This is a genomic window from Burkholderia sp. AU33545, assembly GCF_020419685.1.
Classification (GTDB): domain Bacteria; phylum Pseudomonadota; class Gammaproteobacteria; order Burkholderiales; family Burkholderiaceae; genus Burkholderia; species Burkholderia diffusa.
Genome location: NZ_JAIZRQ010000008.1, coordinates 233,970 through 253,287, shown reverse-complemented (window position 1 = coordinate 253,287; position 19,318 = coordinate 233,970). Strand labels below are relative to the sequence as shown.

20 protein-coding genes and 2 pseudogenes are annotated in these 19,318 nt (G+C 68.0%); 5 read left to right on the top strand and 17 right to left on the bottom strand.

The genetic code is table 11. The features are described 5' to 3' along the window. Positions 1-35: 35 nt before the first annotated feature. Positions 36-818: a substrate-binding domain-containing protein gene (locus LGM71_RS26260; RefSeq protein WP_226117369.1), complete on the top strand. Its 783-nt coding sequence runs from the start codon at positions 36-38 to the stop codon at positions 816-818. Between the two features lie 24 nt (positions 819-842). Here the strand turns inward: LGM71_RS26260 and dctA are convergent, their stop codons facing one another. Together dctA and LGM71_RS26250 are read right to left on the bottom strand one after the other, a co-directional pair. After that, positions 843-2,165 (bottom strand): C4-dicarboxylate transporter DctA, encoded by a 1,323-nt coding sequence (gene dctA, locus LGM71_RS26255; protein WP_226117367.1) that lies wholly within the window; start codon positions 2,163-2,165, stop codon positions 843-845. 43 nt (positions 2,166-2,208) lie between these two features. Further along, positions 2,209-3,132 carry a LysR family transcriptional regulator gene (locus LGM71_RS26250; protein ID WP_059605973.1) on the bottom strand — a complete coding sequence of 308 codons (924 nt, stop codon included), beginning with the start codon at positions 3,130-3,132 and terminating at the stop codon, positions 2,209-2,211. Positions 3,133-3,671: 539 nt separating this feature from the next. On the opposite strand from LGM71_RS26250, the gene LGM71_RS26245 reads away from it, so the two are divergent. Next, entirely contained in the window at positions 3,672-4,319 is a 648-nt protein-coding gene (locus LGM71_RS26245; protein ID WP_226117365.1) for a UdgX family uracil-DNA binding protein, read from the top strand. A 55-nt stretch (positions 4,320-4,374) separates the two neighbouring features. Here LGM71_RS26245 and LGM71_RS26240 read toward each other — a convergent pair whose 3' ends face one another. The 8 genes from LGM71_RS26240 to LGM71_RS26205 all read right to left on the bottom strand — a co-directional run bounded on the left by LGM71_RS26240 (position 4,375) and on the right by LGM71_RS26205 (position 9,365). Beyond that, positions 4,375-4,638: a hypothetical protein gene (locus tag LGM71_RS26240; protein ID WP_185715836.1), complete on the bottom strand. Its 264-nt coding sequence runs from the start codon at positions 4,636-4,638 to the stop codon at positions 4,375-4,377. 2 nt (positions 4,639-4,640) lie between these two features. Next, positions 4,641-5,252 carry a hypothetical protein gene (locus LGM71_RS26235; RefSeq protein ID WP_124901567.1) on the bottom strand — a complete coding sequence of 204 codons (612 nt, stop codon included), beginning with the start codon at positions 5,250-5,252 and terminating at the stop codon, positions 4,641-4,643. A 59-nt stretch (positions 5,253-5,311) separates the two neighbouring features. After that, the gene (locus tag LGM71_RS26230; protein ID WP_124901566.1) at positions 5,312-5,923 is read right to left on the bottom strand and encodes a DUF4142 domain-containing protein; all 612 of its coding nucleotides are present in this window, start codon (positions 5,921-5,923) and stop codon (positions 5,312-5,314) included. Between the two features lie 28 nt (positions 5,924-5,951). After that, positions 5,952-6,809, bottom strand: a complete 858-nt coding sequence (locus LGM71_RS26225; RefSeq protein WP_124901565.1) for an SDR family oxidoreductase — start codon at positions 6,807-6,809, stop codon at positions 5,952-5,954. Between the two features lie 112 nt (positions 6,810-6,921). After that, positions 6,922-7,488 carry a hypothetical protein gene (locus tag LGM71_RS26220; protein WP_059605957.1) on the bottom strand — a complete coding sequence of 189 codons (567 nt, stop codon included), beginning with the start codon at positions 7,486-7,488 and terminating at the stop codon, positions 6,922-6,924. 67 nt (positions 7,489-7,555) lie between these two features. Beyond that, positions 7,556-7,855: a DUF2795 domain-containing protein gene (locus tag LGM71_RS26215; protein ID WP_059605954.1), complete on the bottom strand. Its 300-nt coding sequence runs from the start codon at positions 7,853-7,855 to the stop codon at positions 7,556-7,558. 46 nt (positions 7,856-7,901) lie between these two features. Then, on the bottom strand, positions 7,902-8,930 hold the full coding sequence (locus tag LGM71_RS26210) for an SDR family oxidoreductase (protein ID WP_226117363.1): 1,029 nt from the start codon (positions 8,928-8,930) through the stop codon (positions 7,902-7,904). Between the two features lie 27 nt (positions 8,931-8,957). Beyond that, on the bottom strand, positions 8,958-9,365 hold the full coding sequence (locus LGM71_RS26205; protein WP_124901563.1) for a BON domain-containing protein: 408 nt from the start codon (positions 9,363-9,365) through the stop codon (positions 8,958-8,960). Positions 9,366-9,608: 243 nt separating this feature from the next. On the opposite strand from LGM71_RS26205, the pseudogene LGM71_RS26200 reads away from it, so the two are divergent. Beyond that, positions 9,609-10,233 (top strand): annotated as a pseudogene (locus LGM71_RS26200) (glycosyltransferase); the annotation flags it as partial. A gap of 121 nt (positions 10,234-10,354) precedes the next feature. Here the strand turns inward: LGM71_RS26200 and LGM71_RS26190 are convergent. Continuing rightward, a complete protein-coding gene (locus LGM71_RS26190; RefSeq protein WP_124625462.1) occupies positions 10,355-11,722 on the bottom strand; it encodes a sigma-54-dependent transcriptional regulator in 1,368 nt (455 codons plus the stop codon). 350 nt (positions 11,723-12,072) lie between these two features. Between LGM71_RS26190 and LGM71_RS26185 the strand changes: the two genes are divergently transcribed. Then, the gene (locus LGM71_RS26185) at positions 12,073-13,137 is read left to right on the top strand and encodes a sigma-54 interaction domain-containing protein (protein WP_226117361.1); all 1,065 of its coding nucleotides are present in this window, start codon (positions 12,073-12,075) and stop codon (positions 13,135-13,137) included. A 26-nt stretch (positions 13,138-13,163) separates the two neighbouring features. On the opposite strand, the gene LGM71_RS26180 is transcribed toward LGM71_RS26185, so the two are convergent. The 5 genes and pseudogenes from LGM71_RS26180 to LGM71_RS26160 form a co-directional block, all read right to left on the bottom strand. Then, positions 13,164-14,114 (bottom strand): glycosyltransferase, encoded by a 951-nt coding sequence (locus LGM71_RS26180; protein ID WP_124625466.1) that lies wholly within the window; start codon positions 14,112-14,114, stop codon positions 13,164-13,166. Further along, complete coding sequence (locus LGM71_RS26175; protein WP_226117359.1) at positions 14,104-15,180, bottom strand: glycosyltransferase family 9 protein; 1,077 nt, start codon at positions 15,178-15,180, stop codon at positions 14,104-14,106. Before LGM71_RS26175 ends, LGM71_RS26180 begins: the two co-directional genes overlap by 11 nt. Next, the gene (locus tag LGM71_RS26170; protein ID WP_226117357.1) at positions 15,177-16,178 is read right to left on the bottom strand and encodes a glycosyltransferase family 2 protein; all 1,002 of its coding nucleotides are present in this window, start codon (positions 16,176-16,178) and stop codon (positions 15,177-15,179) included. Before LGM71_RS26170 ends, LGM71_RS26175 begins: the two co-directional genes overlap by 4 nt. 37 nt (positions 16,179-16,215) lie before the next feature. Beyond that, a pseudogene (locus LGM71_RS26165) lies at positions 16,216-16,431 on the bottom strand (transporter); the annotation flags it as partial. Between the two features lie 226 nt (positions 16,432-16,657). Next, positions 16,658-17,167: a hypothetical protein gene (locus LGM71_RS26160; RefSeq protein ID WP_413226913.1), complete on the bottom strand. Its 510-nt coding sequence runs from the start codon at positions 17,165-17,167 to the stop codon at positions 16,658-16,660. A 158-nt stretch (positions 17,168-17,325) separates the two neighbouring features. Between LGM71_RS26160 and LGM71_RS26155 the strand changes: the two genes are divergently transcribed. Continuing rightward, positions 17,326-18,915, top strand: a complete 1,590-nt coding sequence (locus LGM71_RS26155; RefSeq protein WP_226117353.1) for an ATP-binding protein — start codon at positions 17,326-17,328, stop codon at positions 18,913-18,915. Positions 18,916-18,919: 4 nt separating this feature from the next. Here the strand turns inward: LGM71_RS26155 and LGM71_RS26150 are convergent, their stop codons facing one another. After that, positions 18,920-19,252 (bottom strand): four-helix bundle copper-binding protein, encoded by a 333-nt coding sequence (locus LGM71_RS26150; protein ID WP_175817575.1) that lies wholly within the window; start codon positions 19,250-19,252, stop codon positions 18,920-18,922. Positions 19,253-19,318 lie beyond the last annotated feature (66 nt).

The following is a 19,318-nucleotide window of genomic DNA, read 5'->3' as shown; positions in this document are numbered from 1 at the left end:
ACCTGTCCCGACTCCATACGGCCAAGACCACGACCATGAAAAACCTGCTCCTGAAACTCTGCGCCGCCGCGCTCGTCGCCACCTCGGCGGTCACCGCGAACGTGCAGGCCGCCGACCTGCACGTGATGAGTTCGGGCGGCTTCACCGCCGCCTACAAACTGCTCGGCCCGCGGTTCGCGTCCCACACGGGCAACACACTCGATACCGCGCTCGGCCCGTCGATGGGCAAATCGCCTGAAGCGATTCCGAACCGGCTCGCGCGCGGCGAGCCGGCCGACGCCGTGATCATGGTCGGCTATGCGCTCGACGATCTGATCCGGCAAGGCAAGGTGATCGCCGGATCGCGCGTCGAGCTGGCCGATTCGCGCATCGGCATGGTCGTGCGCGACGGCGTGGCGAAACCCGACATCAGCACGGCCGAAGGCCTCAAGCAGGTTCTGCTGCATGCGAAGTCGATCGCCTACTCGGACAGCGCGAGCGGCGTCTACATCGAGCGGGAGTTGTTCAAGAAGCTCGGCATCGAGGACCAGGTGAAATCGAAGGCGACCATGGTCCCGCGAATCCCGGTCGCATCCGTGGTCGCGAACGGTGACTACGAGATCGGCTTTCAGCAGGTGAGCGAACTGCTGCCCGTGAAGGGCGCGACCTTCGTCGGGAAGATTCCCGAGTCGCTGCAGTCCGTCACGCGCTTCGCAGCCGGCATCCCCGTCGGCGCGCACCACCCGCAGGAAGCGAAGGCACTTCTCGACTATCTCGCGTCGCCCGACGTGCAGGCGGAAGTGAACTCGACCGGACTGGATTCCGTTTCCGCGCATTGAGCACGAACCACGGGAAGGTGCGCGTCAGACCGCCTTCCCGTCGGGCCCGGTGCCGGCATCGGGTTCATCCGCGCCATTCGGGTCAGCCGGTTCGGTCGCATTCAGCATCCGCGCGAGCCGCGCACGATCGCACGCCCCTTCACGCATCGAAACGAAGATCACCGCGCACGCGTTGCTGATCACGCTCGTCAGCGCACGCGCCTCGGACATGAAGCGATCGATGCCGACCAGAAGCGCGACGCCGGCAACCGGCAGGTCGGGCATCACGGCGAGCGTCGCGACGAGCGCGACGAGCCCGCTGCCGGACACGCCGGCCGCGCCCTTCGACGTCAGCAGCATGATGGCCAGCATCGCCGCGATCTGCGGCGCGGAAAGCGTCACATCGCACGCCTGGGCGATGAACAATGCCGCGAGCGTCAGATAGATCGCGGTGCCGTCCAGGTTGAACGAGTAGCCAGCCGGCAGCACGAGCCCCACGACGCCCTTGTCGCAACCGAGCGACTCCAGCTTGACGATCAGCCGCGGCAATACCGGTTCCGTGGACGACGTCGCGAGGACGATCAGCAATTCCTCGCGGATGTAGCGCAACAGCCGCCACAATGCGAAACCGTGCAACCGCGCGAGCGGCGCGAGCACCAGCGCGACGAACAGCCCGCAGGCCACGTAGAACGACACCATCAACCGTGCGAGCGAGCCGACCGAGCCGATGCCGAAGCGGCCCACCGTGAAGGCCATTGCGCCGAATGCGCCGAGCGGGGCGAGCCGCATGATCATCGCGAGCACGCGAAAGACGATCTGCGCGACGCCGTCGATCAGCGCCAGCACGGGCCGCCCGGCCTGCGGATACGCGTTCAGCGAAAAACCGAACAGCAGCGACAGCAGCAGCACGGGCAGCACCTCGCCCTGCTGGAACGCGCCGAGCATCGTATCCGGGATCACGCTCAGCGCGAACGCGATGAGTCCGCGCGGTTGCGCATGCTGCGCGTATTGCGCCAGAACGCTCGCGTCGAGATGGCGCACGTCGACGTGCATGCCGGCGCCGGGCCGCAGCACGAACGCGGTGACGAGCCCGAATGCGAGCGCGGCGGCGGTCAGCAGGTAGAACAGCACCAGCGCGCGGACGATCGTGCGCCCGATGGCCTTCCCGTTCGTCAGCGACGTGATGCCGGAGACGATCGTGCAGAACACGATCGGCGCGATCATCATCCGCACGAGACCGACGAATGCGTCGCTGAGCGGCTTGAGCGACGCGCCTGCCGACGGCCAGAAGTGGCCGACGCTCACGCCGAGCGCCATCGCCAGCAGAACCTGCACGTAGAGCGAATGCAGCGGTCTTCCCAGCCTCACGGTGTGGTCTTCCTCGATGTTCCGGTCGTATTCGTCGCATGCATTACTTCGATGCATCGCTGTGTGGCGCACTGCCGCGTCTGGCGTCGACGATCGCCCGGTGAAACTCCTCCGCGGCCGGCGTCAGCGGGCGTCCACGCCGTTTCACGATGCCCACCCGGCGCTTGACCGCCGGTTCGACGAGGGGCACGCTCGTGAGCAGCGGATGGTCGTGTCCGGGCATCGCCATCGACGGCACCGCGGCGACGCCGAGCCCCGCCTCGACCAGCCCGAGCATGGTCGTCACGTGGCGCGTCTCGCACACGCTCGGCGCACGCGGCGCGACGCTCGTCAATGCCTGATCGAGCAACAAGCGATTGCCGGATGTCTTGTCCACGGACACATACTCGTACTCGTAAAGCTCGTTCCAGGTCACGCGCTTCTTGCGCGCGAGCGGATGATCGCGCCGGCACGCGGCAACGAATCGCTCCTGCAGCAGCAGCTTGAACTCGACCTCGGATTCCTGGCTGCCCATGAAGCTCACACCGAAGTCGGCCTCGCCGCTGATGACGGCACTCAGCACCTCGTTCGCGCTCGCATCGAGCAGCTTGACCCTGATGCGCGGAAAGCGGCGATGATAGCTCGCGATCACGTTCGGCAGAAAGTAGTAGGCCACCGACGGCACGCACGCGATCGTCACGTGACCGAGGCGGCTCGACGAGACGTCGCGGATGCCGAGCAGCGCGACGTCGAGATCGTCCAGCAGTTGCTCGGCGCTCGGCGCGAACACGCGGCCGACCGTCGTCAGCGTGACGCTGCGCGTCGTGCGCTCGAACAGACGCACGCCGAGCGCTTCCTCCAGTTTGTCGATCCGGCGACTCAACGCGGGCTGCGAAATGCTGATCGCCTCGGCGGCCTTCCGGAAGCTTCCCAGCTCCACCACCGCGCGAAACGCCTGCAAGTCGGTCAAATCGAAGTTGATTCCCACGGGCCTGGTCTCCGCATCTCTGATGCCGGGTATTTTGCACGATTCGGACAAGCACACCCAGCCGGGAAATGCCCGGCTGCGATGCGCCAGCCGCGCCGCCGTATCGCATGAGGCGGGCGAATGCGCTCGGCACGACGACGCCCGATGCCGTTTTACATGTGCCGTGTAAGGCGCCCGATCGGCCACGCCTGATCGTCCGCGGCCACTCGCCGGTTCCGGACAGGTGCGGCGTCAGCGGCACGGCCGCGCATCACGGCAGCAGGTCGCCGGCGCCCGCATCGTCGTAGGGGTCGAATTGTATCGCGGCGTTCTCCCGTAACCGGATGCTGCCCCCAGCGCCAACTGCACACGCGTTTCGACTGCATGCGGCACGCCGGTTGCTGTACGAAGTGCACAGCGTCGATATGGGAACCGTCAATGCGCGCACTGCCGATATTCCGACCCGGACAGGCCTTCGATCCGCTGGCCGCCCACCGGCGAGCACGCCGTCGTGCGCACGCCGACGCGGGCCCGGCGCCGACGGGTTCAGGAAGCACCGCATGATGCGCGATGCGTCCGCAAAGCGCGCGGCGCTCTCGCTCGTCGACGCCGACGATGCACCGGCCACGCTCGACGCCTGCCGCCGCTGCGGGCTGTGGGAACATGCGACGCAGCCAGTGCCCGGTGCGGGGCCGGCTGACGCGCGCATCATGCTGGTCGGCGAGCAGCCGGGCGACCAGGAAGACCGCAGGGGCATCCCGTTCGTCGGCGCGGCGGGCCGCATGCTCGACCGCGCGCTCGACGAAGCCGGGATCGAGCGCACGTCCGTCTATCTGACCAACGCGGTCAAGCACTTCAAATGGGAGCCGCGCGGCAAGCGTCGGCTGCACAAGACGCCCGCGCAGCGAGAGGTCGCCGCGTGCCGCTACTGGCTCGAACGCGAACTCGATGCGATCCGCCCGCGGGTGATTGTCGCGCTCGGCGCGACGGCACTGCGCGCGGTGCTGCAGGACAACGAAGCAACGCTCGAGCGCACGCGCAAGCCGGTTCGCTCACCCAACGGCTGTTTAGTCGTCGCAACCTATCACCCGTCCTACGTGCTGCGCACGCGCGGCGCCGATTCGCGCGAGCACGCATACCGGACGCTCGTGGACGCGCTGCGCACTGCGTCGCGCCTCGCGCACGGCGCAGCGGGGGACGCCGAATGAGCGGCCCGCGCGGCAACGACGCGGCGCGGGAAACCACGACCGCCGCATCCACCGGTCAGCCGTGGTACCGACGGCTGTCGCAGCGACGCGATGCGGCCGGCCAGCCCGGCAGCGGCATCGCATAGAACATGTTCGGGTGGCTGGCGGTCCTGATGATGGCGGGATCGGTGATCGTGATGGCCGTGGACATGCTGACCTGATCGGAACGATGTGGTTGCGTCAGCAACCGTTCAACCGGGGAGGACCGGGACGGCAGAGCAACGATATCGGACAGCCGGGCGGCCGCGCAAGCAGCATGGCCCGGTTGCCCGATCGGCATGGTTACATCATCTTGCCGCGCGACTTTTCGGCACGCGCCGCATCGGCCGCCGACTCGACCTTCTTCACTTCCTCCGGCGGCGGGAGCACCGCCTTGAAGCCCATCGATTCGATCCACATCTCGCGCGCCCAGCCGCGAGTGTGATACAGGTGATGATCCTCGTCGGCCTCGACTTCATCGTGTGCAGCCTTCAGCGCCTTCGCCGCGTCGCCGTCGCGCAACTGGTCGGCCGCATAGCCGATCAGTTCCCAGTTCAGGTGATCCTTGGTTTCGGCCAGCACCACGCATTCGGCCGCGACGACCTGCGCGACCGCCGGCTCGGCCTGCTTCCTCGCCTGCTCGATCACCTGGACGAGCGACTTGCCGGTCGCCTCCACGGCGGCGCGGCCCGGCGACTTCGTATCCGGGTCGAGGCCGAGTGTTTCGAATACCTTGCGCAGCACGTCCTGGTGATGCATCGTTTCGCGGTGGTACTTCTCCCATTCCTTGTGCAGGTCCTCGTCGGTCGCGCACTGGAGCGCGGCCTCGTAGATCTTCGCGCCGCCAAGCTCGGTCTCGTATGCCTGGCAGAGCAGTTCGAGGATGCCTGCATGCTTCGATTGTCGTTGGGCCATGACTGCTTCTCCGAAAGAACGGGCCGCCCACGCGGCCCTGGGGTTGAAACGGACGCGCGTTACTGCGCGCCCACCTTGCGCTGGAGTGCCTCCGCCATGCTGAGGTGATGCCTGAGCGTCGGCAGCGTGGATGTCGCGAACGCACGCAGTTGCGCGTCCTTGCCGTCGCGCGCCTCTTCCTCGAACAGCGCAACCGCCTTTTTGTGCGCGTCCGGGCCGACCGCAGCAACATAGGCGGTGTCGAAGTCGTGCCCGCGCTTGCCGCGCAATGCCTCGACGTCCGGATCCGTGATCTGCTCGACCTGCGGCTTCATGCCCTTGCGCGCGGCAATCTCATTGAGCTTCATAGCGGCTTTGCCATGGTCGGCCACCATCCTCTTCGCGAACGCGCGCACGTCCGCGGACTGCGCCTGCTCCAGCGCGAGCTGGCTCGCCTGCACCTCGGCCTTGCCGGCCAGCGCGGCCTTGTCGACGAATTCCGCATCGACGCCCTGCGGTGCTTTCGCGATGCCCGGATCGCCCGCGCCGGCACCCGACGTCGGGTTGATCACGCCGCCCGGCACGTGCGAATTCGATGCGGGCGGCTCGCTCGGCATCTGTGCATGCGCGAATCCCGACACGGCGAGTACGCCCGCGGCGAGCGCCGCGATCGTCCAGTTGGGCTGTTTCATGCGCTTTCTCCTTGTGTGGGCACAATCGTCACCCGCCGACGATCGAGCCGCCGTTCGGATGCAAGGTCTGTCCCGTCATGTAACTCGCGCCTTCGGACGCGAGCAGCACGTAGCAGCCGATCAGCTCGTCCGGCTGCCCCGGCCGCTTGAGCGGCACGTTCGCGCCGAACTTCGATACCTGTTCGGCGGTGAAGGTCGACGGAATCAGCGGCGTCCAGATCGGGCCGGGGGCGACGGCATTCACGCGAATGTCGCGCTCGGCCAGCTCGATCGACAGCGAGCGCGTGAACGCGACGATCGCGCCCTTGGTCGCCGAGTAGTCGGGCAGCTTCGAGCTGCCGTGATACGCGGTCACCGACGCGGTATTGACGATGCGCCCGCCCGCCTTCATGTGCGGCAGCGCGGCCTGCGTGCAGAACACCATTCCGTACAGGTTCGTGCGGAACGTGCCTTCGAGCTGTTCCTCGGTCACGTCCTCGATGCCCTGCTGCGGATGCTGTTCGCCCGCGTTGTTGACCAGCACGTCGAGGCGTCCCAACCGCTCGACCGTGAGCGCGACGGCGGCGCGTGCCTGCCGGCGGTCGCCGACGTCGCATGCGATCGCCTCGCAACGCCGGCCCGCCTGCTCGATCAGGCGCTTCGTGTGCGCGGCATCGTCCGATTCGTTCAGGTAGACGATCGCGACGTCCGCGCCCTCCTTCGCGAAACCGATCGCGACCGCGCGGCCGATCCCGCTGTCGCCGCCCGTCACGAGCGCGACCTTGCCGGCCAGCTTGCCGCTGCCAACGTAATCGGCCGCTTCGTCGCGCGGCTTCGGATGCATCTCCCGCTCGCGGCCCGGCTGTTGCGTCTGCGTCTGGGGCGGCGGTGTCCTGGCGATGGTCATGGGTTCCTCCTTGAACGGGTGTCGCGAATGCATCGCAAGCGGCGTGCCGTGTGCCGCGCACCGGCCCGCGCGGCGGCACGCCGCGCTGCAGGCGCAGGCGAAAACGACTCGTTCAGCGCGGGCGGCCCTGCGTGGTGCCGTCCGGCCGGCGCACCGGATCGAAGTCGCGCCACTCGCCGTCGTGCCAGTCGCCTTCGACGCGCTCGATCGATTGCGCGCCGGTCGCACGCAGCACGTCTTCCGCGGCGGCCGCGTTCGTCGCCGTCACGCGTGCGGCCAGAATCACGCCGGTTTCGGTATGCGCAAGCGTGCCTTTGCCTTCGGCCTGCTCGCCGCGCATCCGCCCGAGCGCGCCGCCGAATGCGCCGAGATACGCACCGGCGAGCGCGCCGGCGGCCGGCACGAACCAGTAGTGCACGCCGAGCGCATAGACGATCAGCCCGACGATCGCGCCGATCAGCAGCCCGCGCAGCGCGCCGACCATCGCGCCGCGGCCACCCGGCTTCGCGGCCGTATCGGCATATACGTCGCCGCCGATCGGAAAGCGCGCGTGCTGGCCGCCCGGGTTCAGGAAGAAGATCGACACGTCGTCCGGGCCGAACGCGCGCTCGTAAAGGTGGCGCGCGCCACCTTCCGCTTCATGGAACGTCGTGAAGCGTCCTGCGACGATCATCGCCATGTTCGTGCTCCTCGTGACCGTAAGCTGCCGCACACGCGACGGCGTGCGCGACGCGACGTGGCGGCGCTCACATCAGCCGCCCGAGCTCCTTCGATACCGATGCCGGCGTGCCATATTCGCGATCGGGTATCTGCCTGAGCATGTCGATTACGCGCGGGTCGGCGTGCGAGCGCTCCGCGCACTGGACGACTTCCGACTTGCTCGCCGGATAGTCCATCCCCTTCAGCGCCTTCTGCACGTCGACCGGGCCCGGCGCCTTGCCGTGCCCCGTCTGGTGGCCGCCCTTGTCGTGGTCCTGCTGCGTGCGCTCGCCTTCGTGCGCGCGAGCGTGGCTGTATTCGTGGCCCGTATGTTGTCGGGATGACATGGAAACCTCCTTCGAATGAGAAACCGGGATACGGAAACGAACGCGGTTACGTCGAGGCACGCCGCGCACGTGCCAGCGCGGCAACCACGAGCGCCGCGGCGCCGAGCGCGACCGCACCCGCGACCTTCGGCTGCTGCACCACCGCGTTGTACGCGCAGCCGCGCAGCACGAGCCCTTCCATTCCTTCGCGCTCGTGCAGCGCATGGCGGGACTCGTACAGCGCGTTGTCGTCGCGCGGGCGCGCCGGTCGCACCGTGCGCTGGCCGCGCGAGAACAGCGTGGCGGCGACGCGATCGAACAGGCGCGGCGCGTGATAGGCACTGGCCGACGTCAGCTTCGCGGCGCCGCCGACGAACAGCGCGCGGCGCGGGTGCGCGGCGGCGAACAGGATCGCGTCGGCGACGAGGTCCGGGTCGTAAATCGGCGGCGGCAGCTTCGCCTCGACGTTCATGTAGTTCTTCGCGTGCATCACGAACATCGTGTCGATCGCGGCCGGTTTGATGAGCGTGACGGACACGGGCAAGTGATCCGACTCGATCTCGAGGCGCAGCGAATCGGTGAAGCCCTTCACCGCGTGCTTCGACGCCGCATACGCGCTTTGCAGCGGCACCGGCGCATCGGACGCCTCGCTGCCCATGTTGATGATCGCGCCGCCGTGGAAATCGCTCTTGCGCCGGAAATGGTCCGACGCGACGAGCGAGCCGTGCACGACGCCCCAGTAGTTGGTGTCGAACAGCCGGCGCTGATCCTCGAGCGGCACGGCCGCCGCCGTGCCGAAGATCGACACGCCCGCGTTGTTGACCCACGTATCGAAGCCGCCATAGGTATCGGCCGCTTTCGCGGCCGCGCGTTGCAGGTCCTCGAGAATGCCGACGTCGCCGGCGACCGGCACCGCAAGGCCGCCGTGCTGGCGGATTTCCTCGCACAGCGTGTTCAGCGCGGTCTCGTTGCGCGCGAACAGCACCAGCTTCGCCCCGCGCCGTGCCGCCTTGCGCGCGGTGACGAGGCCGATGCCGCTCGTGGCGCCCGTGATCACGATCGTCTGCTCGCCGACCGGTTTGAGCATGCAGTTCATCACTGGACTCCTTCTACGAGGCCGAAGTTATTTCGGGCGGATGGTCAACTGGTTGCGCACGTCCTGCACGCCGTCGATCTGCTTGACGACGCTGACGGCCTGCGTGCGCTGCTGTTCATCCGGCACGCTGCCGGTCAGCATCACGATGCCGTGGCGCGTCTTTACATGAATGTCGCCGGCCGACAGGCCGCTCGTGCCGACCAGCTCGGCTTTCGCCTTGGTCGTGATGGTCGCGTCGCGGATCTTCGTACCGGTGCTCGAATGCGTCGACGACGACATGGATGACGATGCCGTGCCGTCGTCGCCTGCGGCGAACACGTTCGGCGCGACGGCGATACAGGCAGTGGCCGCGGCGATCGCGACCGCCATGCCGAGACGCTTCGCGGCACGACGGCGGAATCGCGGAGCGCGGGCTTGCAACGGGAATACCTTCATCGTGACCTCCTGTCGGGTGATGCCGGCATGGCCGGCGGACATCCGGGTGGCGCAAATCGCGTGCCGCGCGCAATACGCGGCGCGCACGCGCGACGCGCTGACCGGACGACCTTTCATCCAACGCGTTGTAATTTTTTCGGCACGGGGGCGGGGCATGCGCCCAGCAAAGTGGCGGGTATGGTGATTGCCGAAGGGGGACGCAACGGGGCTGGCCGGCGTGGCCCCGATCTCGGGAGCAGCACCATGCAAGGAACCGCGTGGATCGGTGAAGATGCGTCGCCGCTGGGAGTGATTGGCGGCGTGGATGCGGGCGTGCAGAACATCTATGTCGCGAACGTCACGAAGCGCCGAGCACGGCCTCGACGTCGACGTCCGCACGCGCTGCGACAATCCGCACCTGCTGGAAGTCGCGCGGATCGGTCCGCGCATGCGCGTGATCCACGTGCCGGTCGGGCCGCCCGCCGATATCCCGAAGGAACGGCTGCTACGTTATACGGGCACGCTTGCGGACTACATGACGGCGCGCATGCGGCAGGAGCCCGACCCGGTCGACGTGATGCACGCGAACTGCTTCGTGTCGGGCGAGGCCGCGCTACGCGTGAAGAAGCATCTCGGGATTCCGCTCGTCATGACGTTCCATGCGCTCGACCACGCACGCCGGCTGCATCAGCGTGTGACCGACGGTTTCCCCGACGAACGCTTCGCGATCGAGGACACGCTCGCGCGCCGCGCAGACTGGTTGATCGCGGAGTGCCCGCAGGATGCGCTCGACCGGACCACGCCCTACCGCGCCGATGCCGCGTGCATATGGACCGCATGTTTCCGCGCCTGTGGCTCGAACGCGGCATCGCGCCCGCGTTCGCGAGCCTGTTGTGGATCCTGGGCGAGCGGCGCACGTTGCCGCCGCATGTCGAGCGCATGCGCCGCCGGCTCGACGAAGAAACGCGTCGCCGTGCGGGTGCGCGCGCATGAGCATGTCCGGCACGACATCAGGAATCCGGTTTCTCCACTTCGTCTTCCAGTTGCGCGAGCCGGTTGTAGATCGTCTTCAGGCTGACGTCGAGCACCTCCGCCGCCTGCGCCTTCACGCCGCCGCATTGCGCGATCGTGCCGAGGATCAGCTTGCGGTCGACTTCCTCGAGCGGCGTGCCGAACGGTACCGTCACGCGCTCCTCGTCCGAGTCGACCATGTTCGACAGTTCTTCCATGATCGGCGGCGGCAGCGTGTCGATCACGTCCGCGTCGGTGAAGATGCTCGCGCGCTGCACGAAGTTGCGCAGCTCGCGCACGTTGCCGGGCCACGCGTAGGTCTTCAGTGCTTCGCGCGCGGCCGGCGCGAAGCGCAGGTTGCGGCCGCTTTCCTCGTTGTAGCGCTGCAGGAACGCGTCGGCGAGCATCGGGATGTCCTCGCCGCGCTCTCTGAGCGACGGCAGCGGGATCGGAAACACGTTGATCCGGTGAAACAGGTCGGGCCGCAACTTGCCGTCCGCCATCGCGGCTTCCGGATCGCGGTTGGTGGCCGCGACGATGCGCACGTCGACGTCGATCTCGCGCGTCGAGCCGAGCCGCGTGAGCCGCCCGGTTTCCAGCACGCGCAGCAGCTTGACCTGCGATTCGACCGGCATCTCGGTGATTTCGTCGAGGAACAGCGTGCCGCCGTCGGCGCGTTCGAAGAAGCCCTTGTGCTGCCGCTCGGCGCCGGTGAAGCTGCCGCGGTCGTGGCCGAACATCTCGCTCTCGACGAGGTTCGCCGCGATCGCGCCGCAGTTCACCGCGAGGAACGGGCCGCGGCGGCGCAGGCTCAAATCGTGAACCGTCTGCGCGGCGAGCTCCTTGCCCGTGCCCGATTCGCCGGTGAGCAGCACCGACGCTTCGGTGCGCGCGACGCGGCCGATCGCATCGTAGACGGCCTGCATCGCGGGCGAACTGCCGAGCATCCGGCCGAAGCGGCCGAGACGCTTCAGCTCGGAGCGCAATTCGGCGATTTCCTCGTGCAGCGCGGTGGTGCGCGGCACGCGCGCGAAGATGCTGTTCAGCCGCTGCATGTTGAGCGGTTTCACCAGATAGTCGGTCGCGCCGCGCCGCAACGCGTCGATCGCGGTTTCGAGACTTGCGTGACCGGTGGTCAGCACCATTTCGCAATGCGCGTGCTTGGGCAATGCGTCGAACAGATCCATCCCGTTGCCGTCCGGCAGCACGAGGTCGCACAACACGAGATCGGGGGTATGCGTCGAAACGAGCGTGCGCGCTTCTTCGAGCGTCGCGGCCGTGTCGCAGGCGAGTTGCTGCGCCTGGGCGAGCGTCGCGAGCATCATGCGCGTATCGGCATCGTCTTCGACGATCAGGACATAAGGCATCGAAGCTCCTTGTGATGCGGCCCCGGCGCCAAGCATCGGCCGAAACCGCGGCTGGCATGCAATGCGGGGCATGACGCCGGTACTTGGCATGCACGTCCGCACTGCACACGAATGAGCAGACTAGCTGTCCTGCCATGACAATCGAGTGCTTAGCAGTATAGAAGAAGCACGTCGCGCAATCGGCACTCATCGAATAAATCTATCCGCCGGCGGCGGTGGCATTGCCAGATTCAATCCGCCGATTTCGGCATAAAAGGTATGATCTCCACATGAAAAAACGACGCGTGTCGGTCATTTTTTCATCCAGTCTTCGACGGTTTCGGTCAATACTTCCCAACGCGATATCACTCATGTCGAAATCCGACGATGACGGCACGCGACTGTTCGGCCGCTCGCGAACGATTCAGAACTTGCTGCTGAAAGTTTCGCGCGTCGCAAGCACACGCGTCAGCGTGCTGGTGGTCGGCGAAAGCGGCGCCGGCAAGGACATCGTCGCGCGGCTCATCCACGACATGAGCCCGCGCCGGCGTGGCCCGTTCGTGCCCGTCAATTGCGGTGCCATTCCGAAAGACATCGCGGAATCCCATTTGTTCGGACATGAGAAAGGCAGCTTCACCGGCGCCGTCGCACAACATGTGGGCATGTTCGAAGCCGCGCGCGGCGGGACGCTGTTTCTCGACGAAATCGCGGAAATGCCGGCGGAATTGCAGGTGAAATTGCTTCGCACGCTCGAGTCGAACACGATCATGCGCGTCGGCGGTCACGAAGCGATTCCGCTCGATGTGCGGATCGTCGCGGCCACTCGTCACGATCCCGTGGAGGCCGTGCGCAGCGGTCGGCTACGCGAGGATCTCTTCTACCGGATCGCGACGATCGCGCTGCACGTGCCCGCGCTGCGGCAGCGCGAGGACGACGTCGGCGACATCGCGCTGCAGATCGTCGAACGGCTGAACGCGCGGCACCGCACGCGCAAGCGCCTGTCGATGCAGGCGATGAAGGCGCTGCGCGCGTATACGTGGCCCGGCAACGTGCGCGAGCTGCGCAACGCGCTCGAGCGTGCGTTCATCCTCGCGGACGAACAGATCGAACTGCAGTTGCCGCGTCGGCAACAGCCGCGAGAGGAAGTCCGACACAATGCGATGACGCTGCATATCGGCACGACGCTCGCGCATACGCAGCAGCGCTTCATCGTCGCGTCGCTGCGTCATTTCAACGGCGACAAGCCGCGCACCGCGAAGGCGCTCGGCATCAGCCTGAAGACGCTGTACAACCGCCTCGCGCTATTGCCCGAACACGAGCGCAATGCCGCGAGCGGCGCGCCAGCACCGGCGTCAGGCGCGAGTGATGCAAGTGGTGCAAGTGGCGCCGGCGGCGCCGCGAGCGCGGGCGCGCCACCGAGCGCAACGAGCCCGTAAGCGCGCCGCCTCGGCGGCTGAACCGCTCACGACGCGACGTCGCGCAACGCGCTATCCCATTCACGCACGAACCGCTCGATCCCGAATCGCTCGCACGCATCGCGCTTCGCCGCCGCGCCCCACTCGCGCGCGAGGTCCGGATCGCGGATCAACATGCGCATCGCGTCGATCAACACGGCAGGCCGCGTATCGGCGACCCCGTTGCAGCCACTCTTCACGAGCTGTGCCATCTCCGTCGTTGCGAGCGCAACGATCGGCAGCCCGATCGTCATCGCCTCGATCACCGCGAGCTCGAGGCTCGCGTAGCGGATCGGATTGAAGAAGAAGCGGTAGTGCGACAGGAACTGCGGGAGCGCCGGGTTCGGCACCTCGCCGATGCCGCCGAGCTCGTTCGACCCAATGCCCACCAGATCGAGCGGCACGCTGTGACGCACGACCTCGAACAGGTCAGCACCGAGACACCGCCCGCGCCGCGCGATGTTGTTCACGACCGTCACGCCCTTCGGCAGCGTGCCCCGATACTCCACGCCGTCGGGAATCCGCACGCCATGCTCGATCACGCGCGTCGGCGTGACGCCGTTGTCCCACATCAGCGCGTTGAACGGCGTGACGTGCACCAGCAACACGTTCGGGTCCTGCACCGGGTGCAGTGTGTCGGTCGGATGTTCGCGCGGCGGATCGTGTTCGACAAACAGCGCCGGCAACGCACGCTGCGCGTCGCTCAGGAGCCGCAACCGGTCGTGCGCGTAGTGATCGTGATGCTGGTACAGCACGCAGTCGAACTCGGTGTCGCGCACGCACTCGACGCTCACCTCGTGCACGTTGTCGCCCCATGGCAGGTGCCCGGCCCGCCCCGCGTAGCCGGGCGGATGCTGCGGCTTCGTCACGATATGGAAATCGTGCGGCGCCTGCGACAGGTAATACAGATAGTTGCCATGCACGTGCCAGGTGAGCACGCGCAACCGCTTACGTGACATGACGTCTCTCCTCGGCGAGCAGTTCGCACGCCCGTTCCATCACGTCGTCGACACCGATCGCCGTCGCGCACGCGTGCCCGTACGGACACGTGTCGAACGTGCACGGCCGGCAAGCCGGATAGTTCGCGAGCACGCGATGGCGTTCGGCATCGAGCGGCGCCCGGCGGGCCGTGTCGCTGCCGCACGCGACGACGATGCTCGGCGTGCCGAACGCCGCCGCGACATGCGACACGCCCGTGTCGTTGCACAGCACGAGCCGCGCGCGGCCGATCAGCGCGGCCAGCGCGCCGAGCGGCGTGCGCCCGCACAGGTTCACGCACGGCCGCGCGAGATGTTCGACGAACGCACCGGCCAGCGCAAGCTCCGCTCGCGTACCGGTCAGCACGATCTGCCAGCCGTCGTCCGCGAGCTGCCGTGCCACGCTCGCGAAGCGCTCGGCCGGCCAGCGCCGCGACGCCATCCGTGCGCCCGGATGAACGATCACGTAGCGGCGCGGATCAAGCGCATGTTCGTCGCACAGCACATGCCATAGCGCATAGTCGAGGCCGCCGAGCGGAAATTCCAGGTAATCGCCCCAGTCCGGATAGCCGAGCTTGCGCATCAGCGACAGGTAGCGCGTGACCTCGGGCTCCCCGTCGCGCCAGACGAGCGAACAGTCGAGCGCGGTCGTGCCGCCGTCAGGCGGCACGAAGCCGGCGGTACGCGTCGCACCGAGCGACGCGACGATCGCGTTGGTCTGCGCGCCGCTGCCGTGCAACTGGATCGCCAGATCGAAGTCGCGCGCGCGGCATTCCGCGACGAACGCCTCGCGCGCGGCTGGCTCGGCGTCCGGCTGCTCGTCGAGCCCCGGCGCGCCGGGAAACGGGATGAAGTTGTCGACGTAGTCCGAGAAGCGCGATGCGAACTCGCGTGCCCAAGGCAGCCCGATCAGCGTGATGCGCGCAGCCGGTTCGCCGCGCCGCAACGCGCGCAGCGCCGGCACCGCACACAGCATGTCGCCGAGCTGCAGCGCGCGGAATACCGCGATGCGGATCGGACCGGACGACGAAACGGATTCGAGCATCATAGGAAGAACACCCGGAAGTGAAGTGCGCCGCGCATGCGCCAGTACAGCGACACGGGCGGGATCGCGATCGACGTGACGATCATCTCGGCAATGTGCGACGGGGTGAGCCGCGTGCCGCGCAGCCGCTTCGCGCAGAACGCGGCGGTAATCACGGCCCAGGCCGCCGCGCAGGCGATGCCCGGCGCGCGCCACCCGGCCACGAAGCAGCCGATCGCGCCGAGCACGAACAGCACGGCCGCGTAGTAATGCCATGGCGGCATCGGCCGGATATGACGCCGGTAGGTCGCACGATGCTTCTTGTACAGCAGCGCGTCGAAATAGACCTTCGATTGCTGGCCGATGCTCGCGCCCCAGCGCGCGGGGCGCACCGGATGCACGATCCGCGCGGCGTCGACCTCGACGATCGGTCCCGCATGCTCGCGCAGCGCGAACATCAGGTCGGCGTCTTCGCGCCATGCGCGCGTGAAGCGCTCGTCGAACCCGCCGACGCACTCGAGCGCCGTGCGCCGTACGAAGCAGTTCGCGGTCGCGAATTCCGCACGCGCGAGGCCGGCCGCGTCGCGCTCGTAGTCGGTCGGGTGCGCACGCAGCGGCACGTCGATACGCCCCGCCGCGGCCACCGCGGCCGGTTCGGCGAGCAGCGCAGCCGCGCCATGACGCAGCCAGGTCGGGTCGGGAATCGTGTCGTCGTGGGTGAACGCGATCAGCGCGCCGCGCGCGCTGCGCCAGCCGATGTTGCGCGCGCCCGCCGGCCCCTGCGTATCGGGTGCGGTCATATAACGGATCACGGGCACATCGCTCACGCGTGCGCGGCACGCGTCGACGGTCTCCCATGCGCTGCCCGCCGGGTCGTCGTCGACGACGACGATCTCGTAGGTGGTCGGATCGAATACCTGCACGCACAGCGCTTCAAGGCAGCGCTCGAGCAAATCGGGCCGCCGATACGTCGGCACGACGACCGACACGACCGGCGGCAGTTGCACGTCGCGCATGTTCATCTCGGCTTCTCCTGCAGGAACGAGCCGGTCACGAGCCCGCCGGGCGCTCGCTCCATTCGCTGCCCCAGTCTTCCGGGCCGACGTCCTCGCTCGCGAAGCGCCGGTACGCGGATTCGTAGTCGGCATCGTCCCGTCGGAATGGGTCGCCACGGAGATCGCGCTCGCCGGTGTCCCCGTACGCGCGTTCGGGGCGCGCCTGCCAGTCGGGCAGGCCGCTCCGTTCGGTTTGCGGTCCGGGATATCGTCGTTGCATCGTGTCTCTCCTTGATCCGCGCCTGTGCCGCGCACGGCCCCACGTCGCGTCGCGGCGCGCGTCGGGCAACCGGTTGCAAGTCACGTGCCGCCTGCCGGCGCGAAGGGACGGCACGCCGACGTCAATATTCCGGTCGACGCCGTGATCCCCGCACCTCGCGCCCGATGCCCGCCGACGGGCGACGCTGATCGGCCACTCGTCGCCGCACGTCTCTTGCCGGGCGTCCCTATCTGCAACGGGATTGCAGTTTTTGCGCAGCCGGTCGTCCTGCTATGGCCCTATACGCCGCCCGTGCCGGGTTCCCCGGCGCGTCCGGATCGTCGATGCCGCCGGGCTCGCTCAGCCGGTCCGTGCGATCCGGCTCGATGTCGGCGGCTTCCTCCAGCCCCGAATCGCCGTCCGCGGACGCGCGCTCGCCGGTGCCCGCGCGGTCCGTATCGCTGTCGAGGGCCGCGTCTCCGCGCTCCAGCGCGTGCTCGTCGAGCGGCGAATCGACGTCGAACGGATAGCGCCGCGCGCCCGCCGTATCGCTGCCGCTGTCGGACGAATCGCTCGGCCCCAGGGCGCGGCCGTCGCGGCCGCGCCGCGCGTTGTCGTCGTCCGGGCCGGCCGGTTCGTTGTCGGGGTTCAGTGTGCTGCTCATGTCGATGTCCTCGTGTAGCCGCAAAGCGCCGCGGCGGACCGCACAGAGATGCAATCGCCATGCCGCACCGCCGCCACCGGCAGGATTTCGCACCACGGGCGCCGCGCGGCACAGGCCGTGCGTCCCCATTGATCAGGTGAATTGACCTCCCTTATGCTTTCGGGGTGTCAATCCGATTTGAATGGCCGCTGCCGGCCCTGCCGGCTGCGGCGGGGCGGCGTTCCTCCGCCCGCATACGACTTGCCGTTCCGATGAAGACAGACGACACCATTTCCAATCCGCCCCCGCCGCTCGGACCCAACGATGCGCGCGATCTGCGGCACCGCTTCGCCGAGTTTCGCTTCGAGACCGTCGTCGGCGCGATCACCGACTACGCGGTGTTCATGCTCGACGCGCACGGCAACGTCGCGACGTGGAACACGGGCGCCGAGCGCATCAAGGGCTATCGCACGGCCGAGATCGTCGGCCACCATTTCTCGCGTTTCTATCCGCTCGACGCGATCGCGGCCGGGCGGCCCGCATTCGGGCTCCGGGAAGCCGTCGCGCACGGCCACTTCGAGGACGAAGGCTGGCGCGTGCGCAAGGACGGGTCGCTGTTCTGGGCAAGCGTGACGATCACGGCGGTGCGCGACCATGCGGGCCAGCTCGCCGGCTTCATCAAGATCACGCGCGACATGACCGAGCGCAAGCGGCTGGCCGAGCTCGAAGTGTCAACGCACCGGCTCAGCGTGTTCATCGCGATGCTCGCGCACGAGTTGCGCAACCATCTCGCGCCGCTGCGCCATTCGGTCGGCGTGCTGCAGAGCCTGCCCGATCCGGCGCCCGAGCTCGCGCAATGCCGCGACGCCGTGCACCGTCAGGTCGGACACTTGACGCGGCTGGTCGACGACCTGCTCGACGTCGGGCGCATCACCGCCGGCAAGGTCGAACTCGACGACGCGCCGGTGACCGTGCGCGACCTCGTCTGCCGCGGCGTGGAAAGTATCCAGCCGAAGCTGGCCGCGCGCGGGCAGCACATTCGCGTCGATCTGCCGGCCGATCCGCTGGTGGTGCGCGGCGACGCCACGCGGCTCGTGCAGGTGCTGCACAACCTGCTCGACAACGCGTCTAAATTCTCGCCGCAGGGCGGGCGCATCGACGTCGGCGCGCACGCCGAAGGGCCGATCGTCGCGATCCGCGTAACCGATCACGGCGTCGGCATCGCGCCTGGCTCGCTCGAATCGATCTTCGACCTGTTCGAACAGGAAGCCGTGCCGGGCCGGCGCGCGTCGGACGGCTTCGGGCTCGGCCTTGCGATCTGCCGGTCGTTCGTCGAGTTGCACGGCGGGATGATCGCCGCTGAGAGCAACGGCCCCGGCCATGGCGCGACGTTCACGGTGCGGCTGCCGCTCGAGCATGCCACGCGCGCGACGCCGGGCGATGCGCCCGCACCGCGCACAACCGAACAACCGGCCCGTGCGCGGCTGCGCATCCTCATCGTCGACGACAACCGCGACTCCGCCGACACGCTCGCCGTGCTGCTACAGGTCAAGGGCCACGCGCCGCGCGTCGCGTACAACGCGGACGACGCGCTGGCGCTCGCGGGCGACCTCGTTCCGCACCTGATGCTCGTCGACCTGTCGATGCCCGACGTCGACGGCTTCACGCTGCTGCACCAACTGCGCGCGATCGACGCACTGGCCGGCATGACCTGCGTCGCGCTGTCCGGCCATGGGAGCCCGGCCGACTTCGCGCGCACCGCGTGCGCGGGCTTCGACGATCACCTCGTCAAGCCCGTCGAGATGGCGGTGCTCGACGCGCTGCTGCAGCGCGTTGCCCGCCAGGTTCGCGACGCGCGCTGATCGCTCAGGTCATCGCGCGGCACATCGCGGCGCAGGTGTCGCATGCCAGCGCGCAGCGGCGGCAGTGGTCCTGCGCGTGCTGCAGGCATTCGGCCGCGCACAGCTCGCACGCATGTGAGCAAAGCGCGCATACCTGAGGCGCGAGCGCGCTGCCGCGCGCCATCGCGCCCGATGCAAGGCGGCACAGCTGCGCGCACTCGATGTCGAGCGCGATGCAGCCTGCCAGGGTGTGCGATTCCGGTTCCGCCAGGCACCCCGCGATACATGCGTCGCACGCATGTGCACACGCGTCGCACGCGGCCATGCAATTGTCGTAGCGATCGTCGATCTGGTTCATCACAGCCCTCCTCGTTCCGGTTCGCATCGTCATGGCGTCGGTTTCACCTTCATCCAGCCCGGCTCG